This is a genomic window from Bombilactobacillus sp. ESL1197 (assembly GCF_058107145.1).
On record NZ_JBYLTY010000002.1, the window covers coordinates 57,691 to 79,903 of the forward strand.

General features: G+C 36.9%; 17 protein-coding genes and 1 tRNA gene. 13 read left to right on the plus strand and 5 right to left on the minus strand.

Annotated features, from left to right (window positions below):
- Positions 1–207 precede the first annotated feature (207 nt).
- From thrS to AC3B6B_RS05935, 3 genes are all read left to right on the plus strand, one after another.
- Positions 208–2,154 carry a threonine--tRNA ligase gene (thrS, locus tag AC3B6B_RS05925; protein WP_489757766.1) on the plus strand — a complete coding sequence of 649 codons (1,947 nt, stop codon included), beginning with the start codon at positions 208–210 and terminating at the stop codon, positions 2,152–2,154.
- Positions 2,155–2,706: 552 nt separating this feature from the next.
- The gene (locus AC3B6B_RS05930) at positions 2,707–6,291 is read left to right on the plus strand and encodes a BspA family leucine-rich repeat surface protein (RefSeq protein WP_489757767.1); all 3,585 of its coding nucleotides are present in this window, start codon (positions 2,707–2,709) and stop codon (positions 6,289–6,291) included.
- Between the two features lie 329 nt (positions 6,292–6,620).
- Positions 6,621–7,586 (plus strand): alpha/beta hydrolase, encoded by a 966-nt coding sequence (locus AC3B6B_RS05935; protein ID WP_489757768.1) that lies wholly within the window; start codon positions 6,621–6,623, stop codon positions 7,584–7,586.
- Positions 7,587–7,659: 73 nt separating this feature from the next.
- On the opposite strand, the gene AC3B6B_RS05940 is transcribed toward AC3B6B_RS05935, so the two are convergent.
- Both AC3B6B_RS05940 and AC3B6B_RS05945 read right to left on the minus strand, forming a co-directional pair.
- Positions 7,660–7,731 (minus strand) — tRNA-Glu (locus AC3B6B_RS05940).
- A gap of 51 nt (positions 7,732–7,782) precedes the next feature.
- Positions 7,783–8,433: a CPBP family intramembrane glutamic endopeptidase gene (locus AC3B6B_RS05945; RefSeq protein WP_489757769.1), complete on the minus strand. Its 651-nt coding sequence runs from the start codon at positions 8,431–8,433 to the stop codon at positions 7,783–7,785.
- A 39-nt stretch (positions 8,434–8,472) separates the two neighbouring features.
- Here AC3B6B_RS05945 and AC3B6B_RS05950 point away from each other — a divergent pair, with 39 nt between their 5' ends.
- The 3 genes from AC3B6B_RS05950 to AC3B6B_RS05960 are packed head-to-tail and all read left to right on the plus strand — an operon-like array spanning position 8,473 to position 13,035.
- A complete protein-coding gene (locus AC3B6B_RS05950; RefSeq protein ID WP_489757770.1) occupies positions 8,473–10,203 on the plus strand; it encodes an ABC transporter ATP-binding protein in 1,731 nt (576 codons plus the stop codon).
- A complete protein-coding gene (locus tag AC3B6B_RS05955) occupies positions 10,196–12,037 on the plus strand; it encodes an ABC transporter ATP-binding protein (RefSeq protein WP_489757771.1) in 1,842 nt (613 codons plus the stop codon). Before AC3B6B_RS05950 ends, AC3B6B_RS05955 begins: the two co-directional genes overlap by 8 nt.
- On the plus strand, positions 12,037–13,035 hold the full coding sequence (locus AC3B6B_RS05960; protein WP_489757772.1) for a serine hydrolase domain-containing protein: 999 nt from the start codon (positions 12,037–12,039) through the stop codon (positions 13,033–13,035). The genes AC3B6B_RS05955 and AC3B6B_RS05960 overlap by 1 nt, the downstream gene beginning before the upstream one ends.
- 58 nt (positions 13,036–13,093) lie before the next feature.
- Here the strand turns inward: AC3B6B_RS05960 and AC3B6B_RS05965 are convergent, their stop codons facing one another.
- On the minus strand, positions 13,094–13,726 hold the full coding sequence (locus tag AC3B6B_RS05965; protein WP_489757773.1) for a response regulator: 633 nt from the start codon (positions 13,724–13,726) through the stop codon (positions 13,094–13,096).
- Positions 13,704–14,462 (minus strand): sensor histidine kinase, encoded by a 759-nt coding sequence (locus AC3B6B_RS05970; protein WP_489757774.1) that lies wholly within the window; start codon positions 14,460–14,462, stop codon positions 13,704–13,706. Before AC3B6B_RS05970 ends, AC3B6B_RS05965 begins: the two co-directional genes overlap by 23 nt.
- Before the next feature lie 46 nt (positions 14,463–14,508).
- Between AC3B6B_RS05970 and AC3B6B_RS05975 the strand changes: the two genes are divergently transcribed.
- The 4 genes from AC3B6B_RS05975 (at position 14,509) to AC3B6B_RS05990 (ending at position 18,115) form a co-directional block, all read left to right on the plus strand.
- Positions 14,509–14,700: a hypothetical protein gene (locus AC3B6B_RS05975; RefSeq protein ID WP_489757775.1), complete on the plus strand. Its 192-nt coding sequence runs from the start codon at positions 14,509–14,511 to the stop codon at positions 14,698–14,700.
- Between the two features lie 215 nt (positions 14,701–14,915).
- Positions 14,916–15,848 carry an ABC transporter ATP-binding protein gene (locus AC3B6B_RS05980; RefSeq protein ID WP_489757776.1) on the plus strand — a complete coding sequence of 311 codons (933 nt, stop codon included), beginning with the start codon at positions 14,916–14,918 and terminating at the stop codon, positions 15,846–15,848.
- 10 nt (positions 15,849–15,858) lie between these two features.
- On the plus strand, positions 15,859–16,986 hold the full coding sequence (locus tag AC3B6B_RS05985; protein ID WP_489757777.1) for an ABC transporter permease: 1,128 nt from the start codon (positions 15,859–15,861) through the stop codon (positions 16,984–16,986).
- The gene (locus AC3B6B_RS05990; RefSeq protein WP_489757778.1) at positions 16,973–18,115 is read left to right on the plus strand and encodes an ABC transporter permease; all 1,143 of its coding nucleotides are present in this window, start codon (positions 16,973–16,975) and stop codon (positions 18,113–18,115) included. Before AC3B6B_RS05985 ends, AC3B6B_RS05990 begins: the two co-directional genes overlap by 14 nt.
- Before the next feature lie 83 nt (positions 18,116–18,198).
- Here the strand turns inward: AC3B6B_RS05990 and AC3B6B_RS05995 are convergent, their stop codons facing one another.
- Positions 18,199–19,554, minus strand: coding sequence for a MurT ligase domain-containing protein (locus AC3B6B_RS05995; protein WP_489757779.1), 1,356 nt, complete (start codon positions 19,552–19,554; stop codon positions 18,199–18,201).
- Between the two features lie 141 nt (positions 19,555–19,695).
- Here AC3B6B_RS05995 and AC3B6B_RS06000 point away from each other — a divergent pair, with 141 nt between their 5' ends.
- From AC3B6B_RS06000 to prmC, 3 genes are read left to right on the plus strand one after another with little or no spacing between them, the layout of a single operon-like run.
- Positions 19,696–20,289, plus strand: a complete 594-nt coding sequence (locus AC3B6B_RS06000; protein ID WP_489757780.1) for a thymidine kinase — start codon at positions 19,696–19,698, stop codon at positions 20,287–20,289.
- Positions 20,290–21,387: a peptide chain release factor 1 gene (prfA, locus tag AC3B6B_RS06005; RefSeq protein ID WP_489757781.1), complete on the plus strand. Its 1,098-nt coding sequence runs from the start codon at positions 20,290–20,292 to the stop codon at positions 21,385–21,387.
- Positions 21,365–22,210: a peptide chain release factor N(5)-glutamine methyltransferase gene (gene prmC, locus AC3B6B_RS06010; RefSeq protein ID WP_489757782.1), complete on the plus strand. Its 846-nt coding sequence runs from the start codon at positions 21,365–21,367 to the stop codon at positions 22,208–22,210. Before prfA ends, prmC begins: the two co-directional genes overlap by 23 nt.
- The last annotated feature ends 3 nt before the right edge of the window (positions 22,211–22,213 follow it).

The window sequence follows — 22,213 nt, forward strand, 5'->3', positions numbered from 1 at the left end:
TAAAGCTTGGACTGCAGGGAGAGTTAGCCAGAGACTGAAAGCAACTCATTAAAAGCTGAACCATTACATTGATGTTAATAAGTACGTGGTTGGTCGCATTAAAGACTGTGAGATAAAGTTTGGTTACTTTAATGTGGGTGGAACCGCGTCAATGACGTCCCTTAGACAATTTGTCTAAGGGACTTTTTTATTTGTAGGAGGATAAAAATGTCCCAAATTTCTTTAGAATTTCCTGATGGCTCAAAACGTGATTTTGAACAAGCAATCACACCATTAGAGGTTGCTGGTTCTATTAGTAACAGTTTGAAAAAGCAAGCCGTAGCGGCCAAAATTAACGGTACTTTAGTGGATATTAAACGTCCAATTACACAATCTGCTAAGATTGAAATTGTGACCAATAAAGATGCAGCAGCTGCTGAAGTGGCGCGCAATACCGCCATCTTCTTGTTAGAAGCAGCGCTCAAGCAAAAGTATCCGGATTTACATTTAGGTGAACAAGCAGTGAATGATGACGGCTTTTTTGTGGATACTGATAAAGCTGGCAGTCAAGTCAGTGCTGATGAATTGAGTGCTTTACAGGAACAGATGGCACATTTCATTAAAGCTAATCAACCAATTGAACGCCAATTAATGGATAAGAGTGCTTTGGTGGAGCAATTCCAAGCTGATCCTTACCAAACAGAGATTTTAAAATCCATTGATAGTGTGCAGATTCCAGTCTTTAAAATGGGCGACTTTGTGAGCTTTGGTGAGACCGCACTTTTCCCGAAAGCGAGTGATTTAAAACATTATCAATTATTATCCGTTGCCGGAGCTTATTGGCAAGGGAAATCCAGTAATCCGATGTTGCAACGAATTTACGGTACAGCGTTCTTAAATGATGAAGATTTGCAAGCTGACTTAAAACGGCGGGCCGAAATTAAAGAACGTGATCACCGGACGATTGGTCGCGATTTAGATTTATTCTTCGTTGATCCTAAGGTTGGTGCCGGCTTAGCTTATTGGATGCCAAAAGGTGCGACCATTCGGCGGACCATTGAACGTTATATCATTGATAAAGAAATTGCTGCGGGTTATGAACATGTTTATACGCCTGTGTTAATGAATTTAGATACGTATAAGACTTCTGGTCACTGGGATCATTATCGCGAAGACATGTTTCCACCAATGGATATGGGCGATGGCGAAATGTTGGAATTGCGGCCAATGAATTGCCCTTCACATATTCAAATTTATAAGCATCATATCCGTTCGTATCGGGAATTGCCGATTCGGATTGCTGAATTAGGCATGATGCACCGTTATGAAAAATCAGGTGCTTTATCTGGTTTACAACGGGTGCGGGAAATGACCTTAAATGATGGTCATACCTTTGTTGCTTTAGATCAAATTCAAGATGAATTTAAAAAAGTTTTGCAATTAATGATGGATGTTTATCAAGATTTCAACATTGAAAATTATACTTTCCGGTTGAGTTATCGTGATCCGGCCAATACGGAAAAATATTTTGATGATGATGAAATGTGGGATCGTTCGCAAGGCATGCTTAAAGCAGCCATGGATGATTTGGGCTTGGATTATTATGAAGCTGAAGGTGAAGCAGCCTTTTATGGTCCAAAGTTAGATGTGCAAACTAAGACGGCTTTGGGTAATGAAGAAACCCTCTCGACGATTCAATTAGACTTTATGCAACCTGAAAAATTCAATTTGAGTTATGTAGGTGAAGATGGTCAAGAACACCGACCAGTGATGATTCACCGGGGCGTGATTTCTACTATGGAACGCTTCATTGCTTATCTGATTGAAATGTATAAAGGTGCCTTTCCAACTTGGTTATCACCAATTCAAGTTGAAATTATCCCTGTTAATAATAAATATCATTTAGATTATGCCAAAGACTTACAGACGAAGATGCGCCAACAAGGCTTGCGAGTTAATGTTGATGCCCGTAACGAAAAGATGAATTACAAGATTCGTGAAGCGCAAACGCAAAAGGTTCCTTATACGGTGGTTGTTGGTGATCAAGAAGTCCAAAATGCCAAAGTTTCTGTGCGGAAGTACGGTGAACAAGACAGCGTTGAAGAAGATATTAATATGTTTGTGGATAGCGTGATTGCTGATGTTAAGAACTATTCACGGACAGGTAATGAATAATAATCTGGTAAAAGATTTATTTTGCCTCAGACTAAAGATTTAGGCACAAATCCATTACTTGTATCATAAAGATTGAGACTGGGCCAAAAGGTTTAGCAGTTGAGCACAAACTGTTGACTTTTGGAACGCAATAATTAATGTTCGCAGCGTTTTAGAAAACGTAGGAGCATTAATCTTGTTGCCCCAGTCTCTTTTTGTGTGCCAAAAAGTTTAAGTAACAAAGCAGAATTAACTTGTACAAAATTATCATAATACAATAATTGTTGATCTTAATCAAAGGCTTAGATTAGTAAAGAAAAAATATTTTTAATTTATTTGAACGTTAAATTTGACTAGATAGAATTAATCTAATCATTAGTCAATTGGTGTATTATAATAACTTTAAAAACGTATCAATAGTTAATTTTTAACTAATATAAAGTCGAAAAAAGAAATTGAAGAAGAGATTACAAAGTTAGGACTTAATATGCTTGTGTGAGGTCAATGAGTAATTTTTAATTAGCAAATAAGTGCTTGGTTAAATTACAGATGATTAAAACGGAGGACTTTTCGATGAATAATAAATATTCTAAAATCGTGACCTTATTTGTCTTATTATTTGGATTTTTATTGCTTCAAAGTTCCAATTTGCAAGCTAAGACTTTGAAGCCACACACTGACTTTAGTCAAACAATACATACAGCTAATGATCTCTTGACCAGTCCACAGAACTTCAGTTCACTAACGTCGAGCAGTGCTAGGCAAAGTCGCGATCTCTTAAAAACTAAGCCAGCAATTAGTAACTTTACAGCTTTAACAGCGCCGGTCAGTGGAGTAGCAGGTACTTGTCCGTGGAACCTTGATGTTGATGGTACACTAACGGTGGGCGCGGGTACGTTAGATACTTACGGTTATTATAGAGATGTTAATACTAATTTTACTTACGAAGGTGAAAGTTGGTTGGAGCATAACAGTAATATCAAAAAAGTAGTTCTGCAACCAGGAGTTCAACTCCCAACTAACTGTGCCTATGTTTTTGCTAATTTAATATATTGTACTGAAATTGATGGCTTAGACAAGTTGGATACGAGTCAGGTTACTAATATGGCCAGTATGTTTTATAGGTGCTCCAAGCTTAGTGAACTAGACTTGAGTAACTTTGATGTCAGTCACGTTACTGATATGAGTTATATGTTCGATTATGTGGCTACGGGCAATATATTAAATGTTAATTTAAGTGGCTGGAAGACCAGTCAATTAAAAAATACTTCTGGCATGTTTATTGGAGATGATTTGACTGATTTTAATTTTCAAAATATTGACACTTCTAACGTCACTAGTATGGATTATATGTTTAATAGCGTTACGTGTACTGGAACATTGGATCTGAGATCTTTGGATACTTCTAATGTTACTACAATGTCAAACATGTTTGGTTATTCGCAAATTAGTGCTGCTGATTTAAAAGGATTTGATACAAGTAAAGTTACTGATATGAGTTATATGTTTAGAAATTCGGAATTTCAAAAACTAGATTTGAGTAATTGGGATACCAGTCAGGTCTATAATTTGGCAGCAATGTTTGACGAATGCCAACAATTGACGAAATTAAATGTCGGTGGCAAATTTGGAACATTTAGCAGTAGTCAACCTGTAATCACCAATAGTGACCTCGATGGTTCGAGTTTGTTTTTAGGTTGTTCCAAGTTGATCAATTTAAATCTGACTACATGGCGAACAGAGAACGTGATTAGTATGAAAAGTTGGTTTAAAGATTGTTCTGATTTGCAATCTATTACATGGAATAAGAAATGGTTTAATACCAGTAACGTAACTGTTATGTCTTTCATGTTTTACGGTTGTAGCAGTTTATTAAGGTTAGATGTCAGCGGTTTTGAAACAAGTAATGTTACATCCATGCCTTCTATGTTTTATGGATGTAGCAGTTTACCAAGTTTGGATGTGAGTGATTTTGAAACAAGTAATGTTACGTCCATGTCTTCTATGTTTTATGGCTGTAGCAGTTTACCAAGTTTAGATGTGAGTGATTTTGATACTAGCAATGTTACTGATATGTCTTCTATGTTTAGTGTCTGTAGCAGTTTACCAAGTTTAGATGTGAGTGATTTTGATACAAGTAATGTTAAATCCATGTCTTCTATGTTTTATGGCTGTAGCAGTTTACCAAGTTTAGACGTAAGTAAATTTGATACTAGCAATGTTAAGGATATATCTTCTATGTTTAGTGGCTGTAGCAGTTTACCAAGTTTAGATTTAAGTAATTTTGACACCAGAAAAGTCACTGATATGTCTCACATTTTTTATGCATGTGAAAATTTAACCAATTTAGATTTAAGTAGTTTTGACACTAGTCAAGTTACTGATATGTCTGATATGTTCTATAATTGTAGAAGCTTACCAAGTTTAGATTTAAGTAGTTTTGACACCAGTCAAGTTATTAGAATGTTTTATATGTTCTATAACTGTAGCAGTTTGACCCATTTAGACGTCAGCAACTTTAACACCAGTAAGGTTGTTGATATGGAAAGCATGTTCTCTGGTTGTAGCAATTTAACGAGTTTAGATTTAAGTAAATTCGATACCACTAAAGTTCAGTACAAAGAATCTATTTTATATTTTACGCAAGGTGATCATAATTTGTGGAAAATTAAAGTAAGTTCTAAGGTGCTCTTTCCTAATGCCTATCATTATAGCTCTAGTAGTAAGTACGATTGGTATAATGATTATGTAGACATGCCACAATTAGGTTTGACTTTTCAAGATGGCGCTTATCAATATAAAGTTTTAGGTCAGGCTGGGCAAAAGACCGGCGCTTGGCAAGCCGTGGGTGCAGGAACGGACCATCACCCAACTGGGACCATTTATCCGACCCGAGATTCATTGGATGATGATTTTTTACGTAATGCTAATCGTCCGAGTCAAGATCAAGATTCGGACGCCAGTAAGGGAAATCCTACGCAAACTTTAGTCTGGCAGCATCAGTTAAAGAATCAAACACCGCAAGTAAGGTTTGGGACATTGGGCACTACAAATATGGACCTAGAATATTGCCATGATTATCAAGATAAGAGTTTGCCCGCTATACAACTAAGCGGAAGCGTGATTGATAACGATAGTTCTCGAGTACAGTTGTATTATGCCATTGATCCGGTAGATACGACGCCAACTTTAGCTGAGATTGAAAGCTATCAAAAATTACAGCCCACACCTTTGACTATTCAAGATCCGTCATTGGCGCAATCTTGGACAGCAAATATTATTGATCAGACTGATTTAAAGACTTTAGCCACTCCCAAAGCTGGTGGTCATCAAATTAAAATTTATGCTGTGGATAGTGGGGGGCAATTCACTAATGAAAATCCGCAGGCTTCAACAGCAGCAACAGTTAATGTAGCAGAGAATAGTATTGTTCAGCTTAATTATTTGGATAATAATACGAACCAACCAATTTTTAATACCGATGAAAATGGAACCAAGCCTGCTAAGACGGTTGTCGGTGTGGTTGGCAAGCCGATAGATCCGACAGATCAAGCTAATTTTCCAACTGCAATTAAGACAAAGCATTATCGTTATACCTTAACTAACGCTTTAGAAATACCACCAGTTTTCCCAGCTATTACTACAGATCCCTTGTTACCATTAACACCTTATCAATTAGATTTGAAATATAATTCAGGTACGATGAACTTGATTGTGCCGGATACGCTAGACTTTGGCACCAAGATTGTACAAACGGCTAAGCAAGCTTACGATTTGCCGTATGATGCCACACGAACAGCATTAAAAGTAACGGACATGACGGGAGTACCGAGTTGGCAACTCAGTTTAGCGATTGCAGATTTCACTAGTGATCAAACGACAACGCCATTAACAGACATTTTCCAATATTTACCTGCTGGTAGTAGTACGCCAACTGCCATTTCGCAAACGCCGGCAGTAATTGATCAGTATGACAAGCATCATACGCTTGTTGATGGTTCTGGTAAGGCGGTTACTGATATTTCAACAGGTTGGTGGGATACTAGTCATCACCAAATCGCGGGTCCAAAGCTTGATTTACGGCAATTACAAGTTCCAGTCTATAAAGCAGATTATCATGCTACAGCAACATGGTCGTTAGTCAACTCACTACAATAAAACAAGCTGTTAGTCTTGTGAGCGCAATTGTTTTCAGATTTAATGTTTTGAAATAAGAACTAATTATATATATGTAAATAAAAGGTTTATGTAAAGTAGTGTTGATAATTAATTTTGAACTAACTAGATTGGCAATTTACCTAGTTAGTTTTTTTCTTCTAACATATGAACAGTATTTAACTATTATTTCTGGCTAGATTATTAAAATGATAGCGCTTATTATAAATGACAGGGACAACTTTGTATTGATTACTCAATGATACAAGGTTTAATCCTAGAGATAAGAGTTTTAATTTCAGTATTAAGAAGATCATTGGGAGGTTGTTTGAATGAAGATTCAGACTTTTTCGTTAAAAGCTGATAATCCAGCAGTGACGTTGACAACGTATTTACTAGATGATTCAAGCGAAACTATTAATGGTGGTAATCGGCCTGCCATTATTATTTGTCCGGGTGGTGGCTATTTTAATTGTTCAGATCGCGAGGCGGAACCCATTGCTTTAAAATTTAATGCATTGGGTTATCATGCCTTTGTTTTACGATATAGTACTTATAATGATGGTTCCGCAGATTTACCGGATTTAGTTGATTTACCACCGAAAAAAGAGCGATTATTTCCACAACAGTTATTAGAATTAGGCCAGGCTATGGTTTTGGTCAAGAAAAACGCAGCAAAATGGCATGTGGATCCACAAAAAGTGGCCGTTTGTGGCTTTTCCGCTGGTGGACATAATGCCGCTTTGTACGCAACTAATTGGCATCGTGCTTGGTTTACCAAGCATTTTGGAGCCGATAAGAATTTATTACAACCAGCGGCTTGCATTTTAGGTTATGCTTTAACAGATTATGTTATGTTGAATCAACAAATTAAAGAAGTTATGCAAGGAATGGATCAGCAGTTTATGAAGGCGTCGATGGTCGCTCTATTAGGTCAAGAAGAACCTTCATTAGACCAATTACAACAAACTAGCCCGGTTTTACAAGTTGACCAAAATACGCCTGCTACTTTTATTTGGGCGACTGCGGATGATCCGTTGGTTTCATCATTACATTCGTTGAAATTTGCAACAGCCCTAAAAGAACAGAATATTCCGTTTGAATTACATTTGTTTGAACATGGTGCGCACGGTTTGAGCTTGGCCACGCAGGCGACTGCTGCTTCGCAAAGTCAAATTGTAAACGATGTTGCTCTGTGGTTTGATTTGTGTGCTACTTGGTTACAAAAACGTTTTGCGTTACCGTTACCCAAGTTGAGTGCTTTTGAACAAATGTTAGCTGACAATCAAAAAGCTTAGCTAGTATTGATTTTTTAATACAAAAAAAACTCCCATATCGGGGAGCTCATACATAAACTAATCAATCATAATATCACCCGTACGGGAATCGGACCCGTAACTCCACCTTGAGAGGGTGGCGTCTTAACCATTTGACCAACGGGCAATCAAACAATAACTATCATACTGAAAAATCGATTGTTCGTCAAGCATTGTTTTACAAAGCCATCAGGATAGCTGCAAGATTGTTTAATAGATGTAAGCAAATATCACTTTTAATATTTTGGGTACGCACATAGAGTAATCCGAGTAACAAACCGATGAGGAATTTAGATAAAAAATAGATAGGGTCTTTCGAGAGATGGACTAATCCGAATAAAACGGCGCTGATAAAAGCTCCGAGATATAAGTGATCAGCAAAAAACCAGTTAATGATTAGGCCGCGAAAAAGAATCTCTTCAGTAATTGGGGCAATGAAAATGGCATAGATCACAAATAAAACTGGAGATGCTTGGGCTAAGTGGAGTAAACTATTCACGTTGGTATTGTCAGTCGTTTTCATCAATGGTAGCAATACTAAATTGATAACGATTACTAAGATAAACGCAATACCAATCAATGTATAAGTGGGCTTAGATAGCTTGTGTGTAGGGAAAGTTTGGCTGTGTTGCAGTCCCCACCACATAATTGTGATGACTATTAAAATACTAAGACCAAAGCTTAACGTAATTTGGAAAGGAGCTAGGTGTTCTTTAGCAGTTAGTTGCAAAATAATTAAAGGTAATTGTTGTAATAAATAAAAAAAACATAGTCCTATAATTAAAAAAATTGTGGTAAGATAGTGGTTATTTTGATGCTTAAGTTTCATAAAATTAACCTTTCTAATTAAGGGAGTGGATTAAAGCGCATGTTTCGAATTATGAAAAATCGAATTCCTCTATGGAGTGTATTAGGGGCAATTCTCTTTATGGTTTTACAAGTAATGGGCAATTTGTATTTGCCTAATATTACTTCAGATATTGTTAATAATGGGATCACTAAAGGTGATACTCATTATATCATAATGGCGGGAATCAAAATGATCGGAGTGTCGTTACTGGTTATTATTGCCGCAACGGTCAATGTTTCTTTAGCTTCACAAGCGTCACAAAAGTTAGGGAAAAATTTACGGAGTGACATTTATCGTAAAGTTTTGTATTTGTCGAATGATGAATTTGATCAAGTGGGAACTTCTTCATTGATTACCAGAACGACCAATGATGTGGTGCAAATGCAAAATGTCACAATGATGATGTTACGAATGATGATTATGGCACCAATTATGATGTTAGGCGCTAGTTTTATGGCTTATCAAAAAGATCAGCAGCTGACTAAGATTTTCATTATTGTCTTACCAATTCTTATCGTGGTAGTCGGCGTGATTTTATATTTTGCGGATCCCTTGTTTCGTAAAATGCAGGAAAAGACTGATCGGTTGAACTTAGTTTTTCGTGAAGGTTTAACTGGCGTGCGCGTGATTCGAGCTTTTCGCCAAGATGACTGGGAGCAAAAGCGGTTTGCGGCCGCTAATCAAGATTATACGCACAATGCCCAAAAGGTCTTTTCCATTGTAGCCGTGATGTATCCACTAACGACTTTAATCATGAGTGCTACTAATATTGCTATTACATGGCTGGGTGCGAAGTATATATCCATGCAAGTGATGCCCATTGGTAATTTGTTAGCCTTTATGACGTATGCTTCACAAATCTTAATGAGCGTTATGATGTTATCCATGATTTTTGTGGTCGTGCCCAGAGCTCAAGCTTCCGGGGTGCGGATTAACGAAGTTTTACAATTACAAAACCAGATCGTGGATCCAAAACAACCACAAGAATTGCAACAAGCTAGTGCAGCGGTAGCGATGCAACAGGTTACTTTTAGCTATCAAAATGCGCAGCAACCGGCCTTGCAAAAGATTGATTTTCAGGCGCAGGCCGGGCAAACTGTCGGAATTATTGGAGGAACTGGTTCTGGCAAGACAACCTTAATCAACTTGTTATGTCGGTTATATGATCCGCAGACCGGACAAGTTTTGGTTGATGGTCATGATGTCCGGCAAGTTAAGCAACAAGATTTGCGGCATGCTATTTCTTTGGTACCACAAAAATCAATTTTATTTAAGGGTACGTTACGCCAAAACTTACAGTATGGTAACCAACAGGCAACCGATGCCGAGTTGTGGCATGCACTCAAAATTGCGCAGGCCGATGATTTTATTGCCGCTGAAAAGGGCTTAGATACCTTGGTGGAACAAAATGGTGATAATTTCTCTGGTGGTCAAAAACAACGCTTGGCGATTGCGCGCGCTTTAGTGAAGCCAGCTGATATTTATATTTTTGACGACTCTTTTTCCGCGTTGGATTTTAAAACTGATTCCCAATTAAGAAAAGCCTTAAAAACTGATCCAGCGATGCAAGATAAAGTCGTCGTCATTGTCGGCCAACGAATTTCAACAATTTCTGATTCCGATGTTATTGTTGTCTTAGATCAAGGTCAGATGGTTGGTTTAGGAACACATCAAGAGTTGAAACAATCTAATACAACTTATCAAGAAATTATTAAATCTCAATTGAAAGGAGATACAATGAATGCCTAAAAATCATTCTGATCGTCGAAATTTTGGTCAACGTAAACCCCAAAACTTTTGGAAGACCACCTGGCGTTTATGCCGGTATTTATCCGATTTTTGGTTCTCAATTATTTTGGTACTAATTTTGGCTGTCACAGCCACGATTTTTCAAATTAAAACACCGAAGATTTTAGGTGAAGCGACAACGGAAATCTTTAAGGGTGTCATGACCGGTTTAGCCAAACAAAAGGCGGGTTTTAATATTACGCAATTCCCAGTTAATTTTGGCAAAATTGAACAAATTTTAGCAATTGTTGCTTTAATGTATTTGGGTTCGGCCGTTTTTAATTTCTTACAACAAATTTTGATGACGCGTGCTTCCCAGCAAACGGTTTACAAATTGCGGCGGGATTTAAAATTAAAAATGAAGTTTTTGCCGATTAATTATTATGATACCCATGATAATGGCGATATTATGTCGCGGGCGATTAATGATATGGATAATATTGCTAGTACGTTACAACAAAGTATTACGCAATTAGTTACCAGCATTGTCACTTTGGTCGGAACATTATGGATGATGTTCTCGATTAGTTGGAAATTGACTTTAATTGCCTTAATCACCGTTCCGGTTAGTATCATTGTGATTGGCTTGATTGCGCCCAAATCGCAAAAAGCTTTTTCTGCTCAACAAGCTTCTTTGGGATTATTGAATAATCAAATTGAAGAAAATTATGGTGCGCATTTAGTAGTTAAAGCCTTTAATCATGAACCAGAAGCTTTAGCAGAATTTGAAGAAGAGAATAATCGCTTATACCATTCTGCTTGGAAAGCACAACTCTGGTCCGGTTTAATGATGCCGTTAATGACTTTTGTGAACAATTTGGGTTATGTGGGCGTCGCTATCTACGGGGGCATTCAAGTAGCTCATGGTCGTTTGCCGATTGGTGATATTCAAGCTTTCTTGCAATACACGCAACAGTTTTCACAACCGATTAATCAATTAGCTAATTTATCCAATACGATTCAAGCAACAGTTGCTTCAGCAGAGCGGATTTTCGCCATCATGGATGAGCCAGAAATGCCGCACACACATGTTGATATTGCTGACGAAGAAACTGCTAATTTGATTGAATTGGATCATGTGCAATTCGGCTATCAGGGACAACCACTGCTTTTAAAAGACTATTCGCTACAAGTTAAACCGGGTGAAATGGTGGCAATTGTGGGACCAACCGGCGCCGGTAAAACAACGATTATTAACTTGTTGGAACGCTTTTATGATATTAGTGGTGGTTCGATTAAACTAGCTGGTCAGGATACGCGTAACTTAAAGCGTGAAGATTTGCGGAGTCACTTTGCGATGGTGCTGCAAGATACATGGTTATTTACCGGCAGTATTTACGACAATTTAAAATATGGCCGTGAAGATGCAACTCAAGAAGAAATTATGGCGGCTGCTAAAGCTGCGCACGTCGATGAATTTGTGCAACAATTACCACAAGGCTATGACACAATTTTAAATGAAGAAGCTTCTAATATCTCTCAAGGACAACGTCAGTTGTTGACCATTGCGCGCGCTTTTGTAGCAGATCCGGAAATTTTAATCTTAGATGAGGCGACTTCCTCAGTTGATACGCGCACTGAGATTCATATTCAACATGCTATGGAGCGTTTATTAAAAGGCCGGACGAGCTTTGTGGTGGCGCACCGTTTATCAACCATTCAAGATGCTGACCAAATTATTGTCATGAATCAAGGATCAATTATTGAAACAGGCACGCATGACGAGTTATTAGCCCAAAACGGCTTCTATGCTGATTTATATAATTCTCAGTTTAGTGGTAGTGTGGCGCTTTAATGGCAGTAAGGACAGATTATCTACTGGCTAAAATTCACCAACTAGTGGTAGAGCAAGTAGTTCCTGGAGTCAGTTGTGCTTTGATTACACCGGACAATTGCTATCAAAATTGTTGGGGTTGTAATGCTTGGCAGCCGCAAGTTACGCAACTGCACCAAAACAGTTTATATGACTTAGCTTCGTTAACCAAAGTTTTAGGTACGACGACTGTTTTACTAAAGTTGATTGAACAGGGAATATTATCCTGGGATAGTAAAGTAGCGACTTATTTGCCATTATTTACTGATCAACGTGTGACTTTGACGCATCTAATGACGCACACTTCTGGCATTCGGGGTTACATTCCTAATCGTGATCAATTATCGGCATCGCAATTGTTAGTTGCCCTACAAGAATTACCGATCACAACTGAGTTTGAGCAAGTAGTGCGGTATACCGATACGGGGCCAATTTTAGCAGGCTTAATCATTGAACAAATTTATCAACAACCAGTACAAACGGTCATTGAACAAGAAGTTTTACAACCCTTAGGGTTAACGACAGCAACGTTTCATCCGGAGGCAGCAAAATGCGTCGTAACTAATCAACGGGCTGGTCATTGGTTACAGGGAGAAGTTCATGATCCTAAGGCTTATCAATTAGGTCAGCATTGTGCTTCGGCCGGTTTATTTGCTTCTATGACGGATTTAATCCGATTTACGCAATTTATGCTGGGACAATTATCAATTTCTCAACCGCCAATTCAACAGGATATGGTGACCGGTTTATTTCAAGATTTTACCCAGCATCATTTAGGACGTTCATTTGGTTGGGATCTCCGCAAAAATGCGCAACAACAATGGGTGTTGTATCATACCGGCTATACAGGGAACTTTTGGTTGATTGATCGCTTCCGTCAGCGAGCGTTAATTGTGTTGAGTAATCGGGTACACCCGTTTAATAACAATCAACTTTTCTTAAGTCAAAGAGACGCAATCGTGAATTTATTTTTACAATAAGGAAAAATAAAGACAGTTTATTGAGGATTAAGTTAGAATCCCATCTAAACTGTCTTTTTTAGTAGTTTTGATAGTAATAAATAGCTAATTGAGTGCGATCGCGCAACTGCAGTTTGGTTAATAATTGACTGATTTGATTGCGAATCGTGCCCTCACTTAAAAACAAAGTTTGAGCAATTTCTTTGTTATTTTGTCCAGTGGCCACTAATTGGAGGATTTCTTGTTGCCGTTGAGTCAAAGACTCATGGGTATGGGTAGCATCTAACTTAGATGGAATGTTGGGCCATTGATGTTGGATTTTAGAAACAATTTCATCGCCATAAATGTATTGATTATTGGCAACGGCGTTAATAGCGGGCACGATACTTGTGAAATTTTGTTTGATTAAATAACCTTTAACACCAATTGCCAGTGCTTGACTAATATATTCATTATCACTAAAAGTTGTCAGCAATAAAATTTTTGCTCGTGGATACTTTTGTAAGATAGTTTGTGCCGCTTTTAAGCCTAACTGATCTGGTAGGCGAATATCTAACAATAAGACATCAGGTTGAATTTGTTCGTATAGATGTATAGCCGCTTGTGAATTATAGCCACAAGCACTAACTGTTAACTGTGAATCAGCTTCAATAATAGTGGTTAAAGCTTGTGTAACCAAGTGATCGTCATCAATTACGATTACCTTGAGCATTAGTTAGTCCTCCTTTAGGAATAATTAAAGTTATGAAAAATTGGTCTGCTTTGGTGTGAAAGTGAATTTGTCCATTTAATTCTTGAGCACGTTGCGTCATGTCCATTAATCCCATTCCTGGCTGATAGTTGGTGGGCGCACCATTATTAATGATTTGTAAACGATTAAAAGCCGGTAATTCTTGAAAATTAAATTGAACTAAAGTTGCATGAGAGTGTTTCATAATATTAGTTAAAGCTTCTTTAATAACCAAGATAACATTGTTTTGTTGCCGAGAATTAAGAACAAAAATCTGTCCGTGGCACTTTAGTGAGCAAAACTGAAAATTATTACATAAAAGTTCGAATTCTTGTGGGAATGATAAGGATTTATGCTGTAATTGGTGAACATTTAAACGAATACTATCTAACGCTTGGTTCATGGTTTGTTCTAAATTAATGAGTAATGGTTTTAATTGTTCATTTTGATTGATCGTTTGTAACGCGGCTACTTGCAAGAGACTGCTAGATAATAAGTGACCGACGTTATCGTGAATGTCACGGGCAATTTTGTTACGTTCATTGGCAATTTGTAATTGTAATTGTGTTTGATTAGCACTTTTTAAAGCAACATTTTGTTGCTTCAATCTTTTTTGTTGTTCAAAACTATCATCTTGTAACTTTAAATTGGCTTGATAAAGTTGTCGAATCAACTGATTACAATGATTCAAGATGAACGTTATGAAAATTAATCCCAAAAGCAAACTACTGGTCCAGTTAAAATGCCAGATAAGAGGAATACTAATGATTAATAAACAATATTTCCAGGGAAATTTAGTCCATTGTAGAGTGAATAAACAAACCATTGGCAGAAAAAAGCAAAAATTTGGTTGCCAGATGCTTAAACAACTAGTTGTGATTAGTGGAATCCAGCCGGGATTAAAGGAAACTGGTAATAATAAGCTACCTAAACATAAGATACTGGTTAGAGGGTAAATAACTGCAGTAGTTGTTGTTTGCTGATGATAAAATAATAGTCCACAAATGACTGTAATAATTAGTAGTGACCACTGATTGTATTTAGTTGGTGAATGCAGCATTTTGACTCCTTTGTGACAAATGTCATTAGTTGTTTGAATAAATGTAACTATCTAATATGGAATACTTCTATTATATTAAATTTAAAGTTCAAAAACAGGGGGCTTCTTATTTTGATAATTGATGTGCACAATTTGGTTAAACGTTATGATAAGCAAAAAGTTTTAAATCATTTGAATCTGCAAGTTAAGCCAGGTGATATTTTGGGTTTGTTAGGCCCCAATGGCAGTGGCAAATCAACTTTAATTAATTGCATTTTAGGCCTATTAAAATATGATCGGGGTGAAATTAAAGTTTTTGATCAAATCATGACTCCGACTAATTACGCAGTGAAACAAAGGATCGGTTTAGTTCCGCAAGAATTAGCATTGTTTGCTGAATTGACCGTACAAGAAAATGTTGATTATTTTTGTGGTTTGTACGTGCAAGACAAGCAAAAACGTCGGACTTTAGTTAATCAAGCTTTAGAATTGGTGGAACTTCAGGACTTTAGGAAATATTATCCCAAACAATTAAGTGGTGGCTTTAAACGACGGTTAAATATTGCTTGCGGGATTGCTCATCAACCAGAATTGATTTTCTTTGATGAACCTACGGTTGCCGTAGATCCACAAAGCCGAAATAAAATTTTGGAAAGCATCAAACAGTTAAACCAAAACGGCGCTACCATTATTTATACCACGCACTATATGGAAGAAGCTGAATATTTATGTGATCCTATCGTAATCTTAGATCGAGGCGAAATTATTGCTCGAGGGACTAAAGACCAATTAATTGCAATGATTCAAACTGATTCTAAGTTAATGATGGAAGTCCCACAAATTACACCTGAACAATTGCAGCAGTTAACCAAGCTTCCAGGAATGGTGCGTGTGGAATATCAATCTCGACAGTTAGTTTTATGTAATCAAAATTTGAATCAAAATTTAGTAACGATTTTGGAGTATTTTACCCAAAATCAAATTTTATATGCCAATTTAAAAATGCAACAACCTGATTTGAATGATGTTTTTTTAACGATCACGGGACGTAAATTACGCGATTAAGGAGCAGATGATGAGACTATTAATTAAATATCGTTTAAAGATATTGATTAAACAGCGTTGGTTCTTGTTTTGGATGGCAATATTTCCATTAGTTATGGGAATCTTAATGAAATTAGCTTTTAGTCAATTAGACCAAGATGCTACCACGTTTAACTTAGACCAAATTTCAGTGGCAGTTGTTGACCATAAACAGACAGATACGCACTTATTAAAGCAGGCTTTAACACAATCTAGAATGCAACATCAAAAATTGTTTAAAGTGCATCAATTGTCACAAAGTACGGCTCAACAACGACTACATGCGAACCAAATAGCCGGTTGTTTTGAATTTAAACAAGGACAATGGCGGCTAAATATTATCAATTCGGATGACCAACAACGGATTTTACAAGATTTTTTGACGACTTACTTACAAAATTACCAAATTATTCAACAACAAATTGCCAAAAAACAAAGTATTAACTTACCGACAAATCGCCAGTGGTTGAGTAATCAAGCGCGTCCCCGAAATTTTAGTATTTTGAGTTTTTATTTCTTTGCGCTATTGGCATTGTCAATTATGGATGGCTTTACGATTGGATTGACATTGAATTATGATGAACAACCGCAACAATCAGCCCGTGGAATACGTCTACAAATCAGTCCGCTTAATTATTTGAAAATTTGGTTCAGTGATTTAGTGGCTGCTTGGGTCATTTTTTATATCATTATGTTAATAGCTGTCAGCTTCTTTCATTGGGTACTACGAGTCAGCTTTGGTTCCCACATAGGTTGGTTATTGGTAACGATTGCATTAGGTTGTTTATTAGCCATTACTGGTGGTCAATTATGGGGAAAATTACTTGCAAAAAAGAATCTAAATCAACAACTGAGTTTAGGGTTGGTACTAGTTTTAACCAATTCATTTTTGAGCGGAATGATGGGTGATACTGATTTTAAATTTTGGATTGATGTTCATTTACCGATATTGGGACAATTAAATCCTAATAATTTACTGACTAATTGTTTTTATCAATTATTCTCCTATCGCAAACCGCAAGCATATTATCAAAACTTATGGTGGTTGATAATTTTATTAGTAATCTTATTTGTGATTAATCTTGTCTTACAAAGAAGGAAGAGCTATGACTATTTATAAAACTGTGTGGAAAATTTTGCGAAAGAATTATAGCACTTTATTAATTAGCTTAATTGTGACAATGGCGATGGTGATTTTTATTAGTTTCCAAACCCAGACCACTTCTTTAAGTCAACCAAAAATTGTTGTCTTAAGTTCAAATGAAAATAAGACAGTGAAGGCTTTTAAGGCTTATTTAAAAGATCAAAAAGCTTACCAGGCAGTTGGAAAATTTCCGACTAATAAATTAAGTGATGCTTTATACTACCAAGAAATTGACGCCGTGGTTAAATTGCCGGCTAATTTGCAGCAGCGATTACAAGCACACCAAAAGTTTAAGCTGAAGGTCCAACTAGCTCCTAATGCTAGTTCTCAACTAGCAGGAAAATTGATTAATCGCTATTTTAATACACTAGTTAATTATCAAAGAAATAATGCTCAATTGTCCTGGTCCCAAATTTTAAGTAAAACAAAAACTAACTTAAAGATTAAAGGTCAAATTGATTATGATCATGATTACTACAGACAACGACAAAATACGATCGCAGCCGCTTTTTATGGTGCTTTAGCTTATGGCTTAGCAATGACCATTTTTAGTGGTTTTCAAACCGTAAGTTTAAAATTTAATAAATTTGAAATCTATCAACGTAATTTTTGTTCACCCAATTCTCTCAAAAAAATTCGTACTCAAATTAACAATGGTTTGTTGAGCTATTTAGCAATTATTTTTGTCTTGTTTATGATTTTAATCGAAGTATTTGCACAAAGTTCTTGGAAAGTAATCGGTTTTTATTGGCTCAATTCTTTCTTATTTGCATTAACAACTACAGCTTTAGCTTCATTGGTTGCTAGTATTGCTAAAAATGCAGCTACCATGAATAGTTTTTCGACCATCTACGTTTTAGGATCATGCTTTTTAGGCGGAGTTTTTATTAGTCAAGAGTTTTTGCCGAAGATAGTGCATCAAGTTGCAGCTTTAACACCGACTTATTGGTTTGTGAAGGTCAATGATTTGATTGCGAACGATCAAATGCTTTCAGGTCAATTTTGGAAATTTGAACTCATTTTAATTTTGTTTGGCTTAGTTTTTCTTGTTTTACAGGCCCTGTATCAACGCTTACAAAACCAACAATTGGTGTTTAATGAATAATAATTATAAAAAGACGCAGCCAAGAATCAATAAGATCAATCATCTTACGATTCCTGCTGCGTCTATTTTAGTTTGACTAACCATTAAGCTAAATTCTTTTGTTTAATGTAGCCTTGATCGACTAATTTTTTGCGTAATTGTAACATTGCCGTATAAGTAGCTAAAACATAAATCTTTTCGGGTGCTTGTTGTTTCAACTTAGTTAAAAAGGTATCTAAATCAGGAACATGTTGTAATTGTTCTGCTTTAACGCCAGCGACCTGAAAGCGAAAATGGATGTCATGCCAACGTTCACCGCCAGTAATCACTTGGGGAATCTTGGTAAATGGTAATTGTTCAAAATTACCATCCCAAATCCAACTAGTATCAATACCGTCAGCATAATTAGCATTTAATAAAAATCCGAGACTATATGGATCATCGTCGGAATTTAAGGTACTGATCACTTGGTTTAAGCCCACGGGATTTTTAACGAGAATAATGGTTAGCTGCTTATCATCTAATGTGATGACTTCTTGGCGACCAAAAACTTGTTCATTATAGCTGAAAGCTTGCTTAATTTGATTAGGCGAAACGTTAAACTCACTACCAGTAGCATAAGCAGCTAAAGCATTGTAGATGTTATACATGCCCCCAATATTAATGGTAAAGTTAGTTTGATCAATTGCAAAGCTAGATTGATTAGGCATTAACTGTTCAGTACTGGTCACTTGATAATCTAATTGTGGTCGGTGGAAATGACAATGAGGACAGAAATAATCGCCTAAATTAGCATAAGTAATCATATGATAATGCATAATCTGATGACACTTAGGGCAAAGAACGCCATCAACATTAAAATCGGCCCGTAAATCAGTGGTTAATTGCTGCTCGTTGCCAAAGCCGTAATAAATTTTAGGATTGGGCAAGTCATCAACTTGAAAAATGGCGGCATCGGCATTGATAATTAATTTAGCTTGCGGTGCTAATTTAATGCCCGCTCGAATTTTGTCCCAGGTAGTATAGATTTCACCGTAGCGATCCATTTGGTCTCGAAAAATATTAGTCAAAATAAAAGCGCTGGGCGTCATGGCTTGACAAATTGGTTCGACATTGGCTTCATCAACTTCTAAAATGGCAATTTTTTTAGTAGCATCATCTCGCCGATCACTTAAAAAAGCTGATGTAATTCCTTGGATCATATTGGAACCAGTCGGGTTGGTTAACAGATGATCGTATTCTTGCTGTAAAATTTTGGTAATTAAGGAAGTAGTTAAAGTTTTGCCATTAGTCCCCGTCACAATAATCACTTGATAATCTTGACTGAGTTCTTTTAAAACGTTGGGATCAATCCGGTAAGCTAATTTCCCGGGTAAGGAACTGCCGCGATGAAAAACATCATGCAAAATTTTATAAGTTACTTTGCCGCAAGTGGCTGCTAGTTTTGATTTTAAGCTCATGTAAACACCCTTTTTAATTAATAAAAAAATCATACCATAAAAATTCTGCTAAGGTATAGTTGATTAGTATTTATCTATAGAAGTTTGTTCAGAATTGCGTATAATAAAAAGCGGTGAATCTAAATAAAGGAGTTCCAAGTTGTGGCACAATTATTCTTTCGCTACGGGGCAATGAATGCTGGTAAATCAATTGAAGTTTTAAAAGTAGCTCATAATTATGAGGAACAAGGCAAGCATGTTCTTTTATTAACCAGTGGTTTAGATAACCGTAATGGTGTGGGTAAGATTGCTAGTCGGATTGGTCTAACGCGTGACGCATTAGCATTGATGACTCAAGATAATTTATTTGAACTAGTTCAGACGCAAACTTTAACTCAAACAATTTCTTGTGTTTTAATTGATGAAGCTCAGTTTTTAACAGCTGAGCAAGTCAAACAAGCGGCTCGAGTAGTTGATGATTTGAGTATTCCAGTGATGGCGTTTGGTTTAAAGAATGATTCATTAAATCACTTATTTTCTGGCTCAGAAGCCTTATTAATTTATGCTGATAAGATTGAAGAAATGAAAACAATCTGTTGGTTTTGTGAGAAAAAAGCTATCATGAATCTCCGTGTAACTAATGGTCAGCCCGATTATGGTGGTCAACAAGTGCATATTGGGGGCAACGAATCATATTATCCTGTTTGCCGGCGGCATTATTGGCATCCAGCAATCAAAACAGAAGGTGAGAAATAAATGGACAAAATTTTTGATCAATTGCAGGGCTTAGTTGAACGTTTTGAAGAACTGCAAGAAATGATGAGTGATCCAGAAGTGATTAGTGATACACCTCGTTATTTGAAAATTTCTAAAGAAACAGCTGATATGCAAGAAGTTGTTGATCAATTTAAAAAATATCAGCAATTAAAATCAGATATTACAGAGAGCAAGGAAGTATTAAACGAAAGCCATGATGCTGATTTGGAAGCTTTAGCTAAGGAAGATTTGGCAGAAATGGAACCGCAGTTACAAGCAACTGAAGAAAAAATTAAATTACTGATGCTTCCGAAAGATCCCAATGATGATAAAAACATTATTATGGAAATTCGGGGGGCTGCTGGCGGTGATGAAGCCAGCTTATTTGCCGGTGATTTGTTAAATATGTACGAACACTATGCTGAAAATCAGGGTTGGCATTTTGAAATTATTGATGAAAATAAAACCGAAGTTGGTGGCTATAAAGAAGTAGCCATGATGATTACGGGTAAAAATGTTTATTCCAAATTAAAATTTGAAAATGGCGCTCATCGGGTACAGCGAGTTCCTTCCACAGAATCTGCTGGTCGGGTGCATACTTCAACGGCTACGGTAGCAGTGATGCCCGAATACGATGAAGTAGATTTAGAAATTGATCCGAAAGATATTCGCGTTGATGTTTACCGTTCTTCCGGTGCTGGTGGGCAACATATTAATAAAACTTCTTCAGCAGTCCGTATGACCCATTTACCGACCGGTATTGTAGTGGCAATGCAAGATCAACGTTCACAGCAGCAAAATCGGGAAAAAGCCATGCAAATTTTGCGTTCGCGCGTCTATGATTATTATGAATCTCAAAACCAAAGTGATTACGACGCAGAACGGAAATCAGCAGTAGGAACTGGTGATCGTTCTGAACGGATTCGGACTTATAATTATCCGCAAAATCGGGTGACTGATCATCGGATTGGTTTGTCGTTAAACAAACTAGATAAAATTATTGGTGGTCAATTAGATGATATTATTGATGCGTTAATTTTGTCAGACCAAACTCAAAAATTGGAGCAAATTCAAAATGGTTCCACCAAGTTATATTGATGCCCAACAATGGGCTTTTTTAATACTTCAAAATCTGCCGCAAGGTCCAGAAATTGCCCAATATTTATTACTGGAACTAACTAATTGGACGCCGAGTCAGTTACAGTTTCATCAAAAAGATGTTGTTCCGTCAGAACTTTGGCAAAGATATCAAGCTGTTATTCGTCAAGCTCAGACGGGAGAACCGCCCCAATATATTTTGGGTCAAGCGTGGTTTTATGGCCGCCAGTTTCAAGTTAATGCCGCTACTTTAATTCCACGGCAAGATAGTGAAATGATGATCGCACAGATCTTGCAAGAGCACCCCCACGGCCGCTTGTTAGAACTGGGTACCGGTTCAGGAGCATTGGTAGAAACCTTGGCATTGGAAGGTCAATATCAAGCCGTCACTGCGACCGATATTTCCTCAGCGGCTTTACAAGTGGCTCAGGCTAATGCCCAACGATATCAGCTGACAATTGACTTTCGTCAAGGTGACTTATTTGCACCAGTGGCCGAGCAATTATTTGATGTAATTGTTTTTAATCCACCATATATCGGTGAAGAGGAACGTAAGTATATGGATCAATCAGTTTTAGAGTTTGAACCGCAGCAAGCATTATTTGCCACAGAACAGGGTTTAAGTTATTATCGGCGCATTTTTGCCCAATTTAGTCAATTTTTAGCACCAAATGGCCAACTTTATTTAGAATTTGGCTTTCAACAACAAGAAAAACTTAGTAAAATGTTTCAAGAGCAGGTCACGGGCTACCAAATTCAATTTTTTCGTGATTTGTCAAATCAACCGCGTTTTTTGCGAATTCAACGAAAAGAGGTGAATTAAATA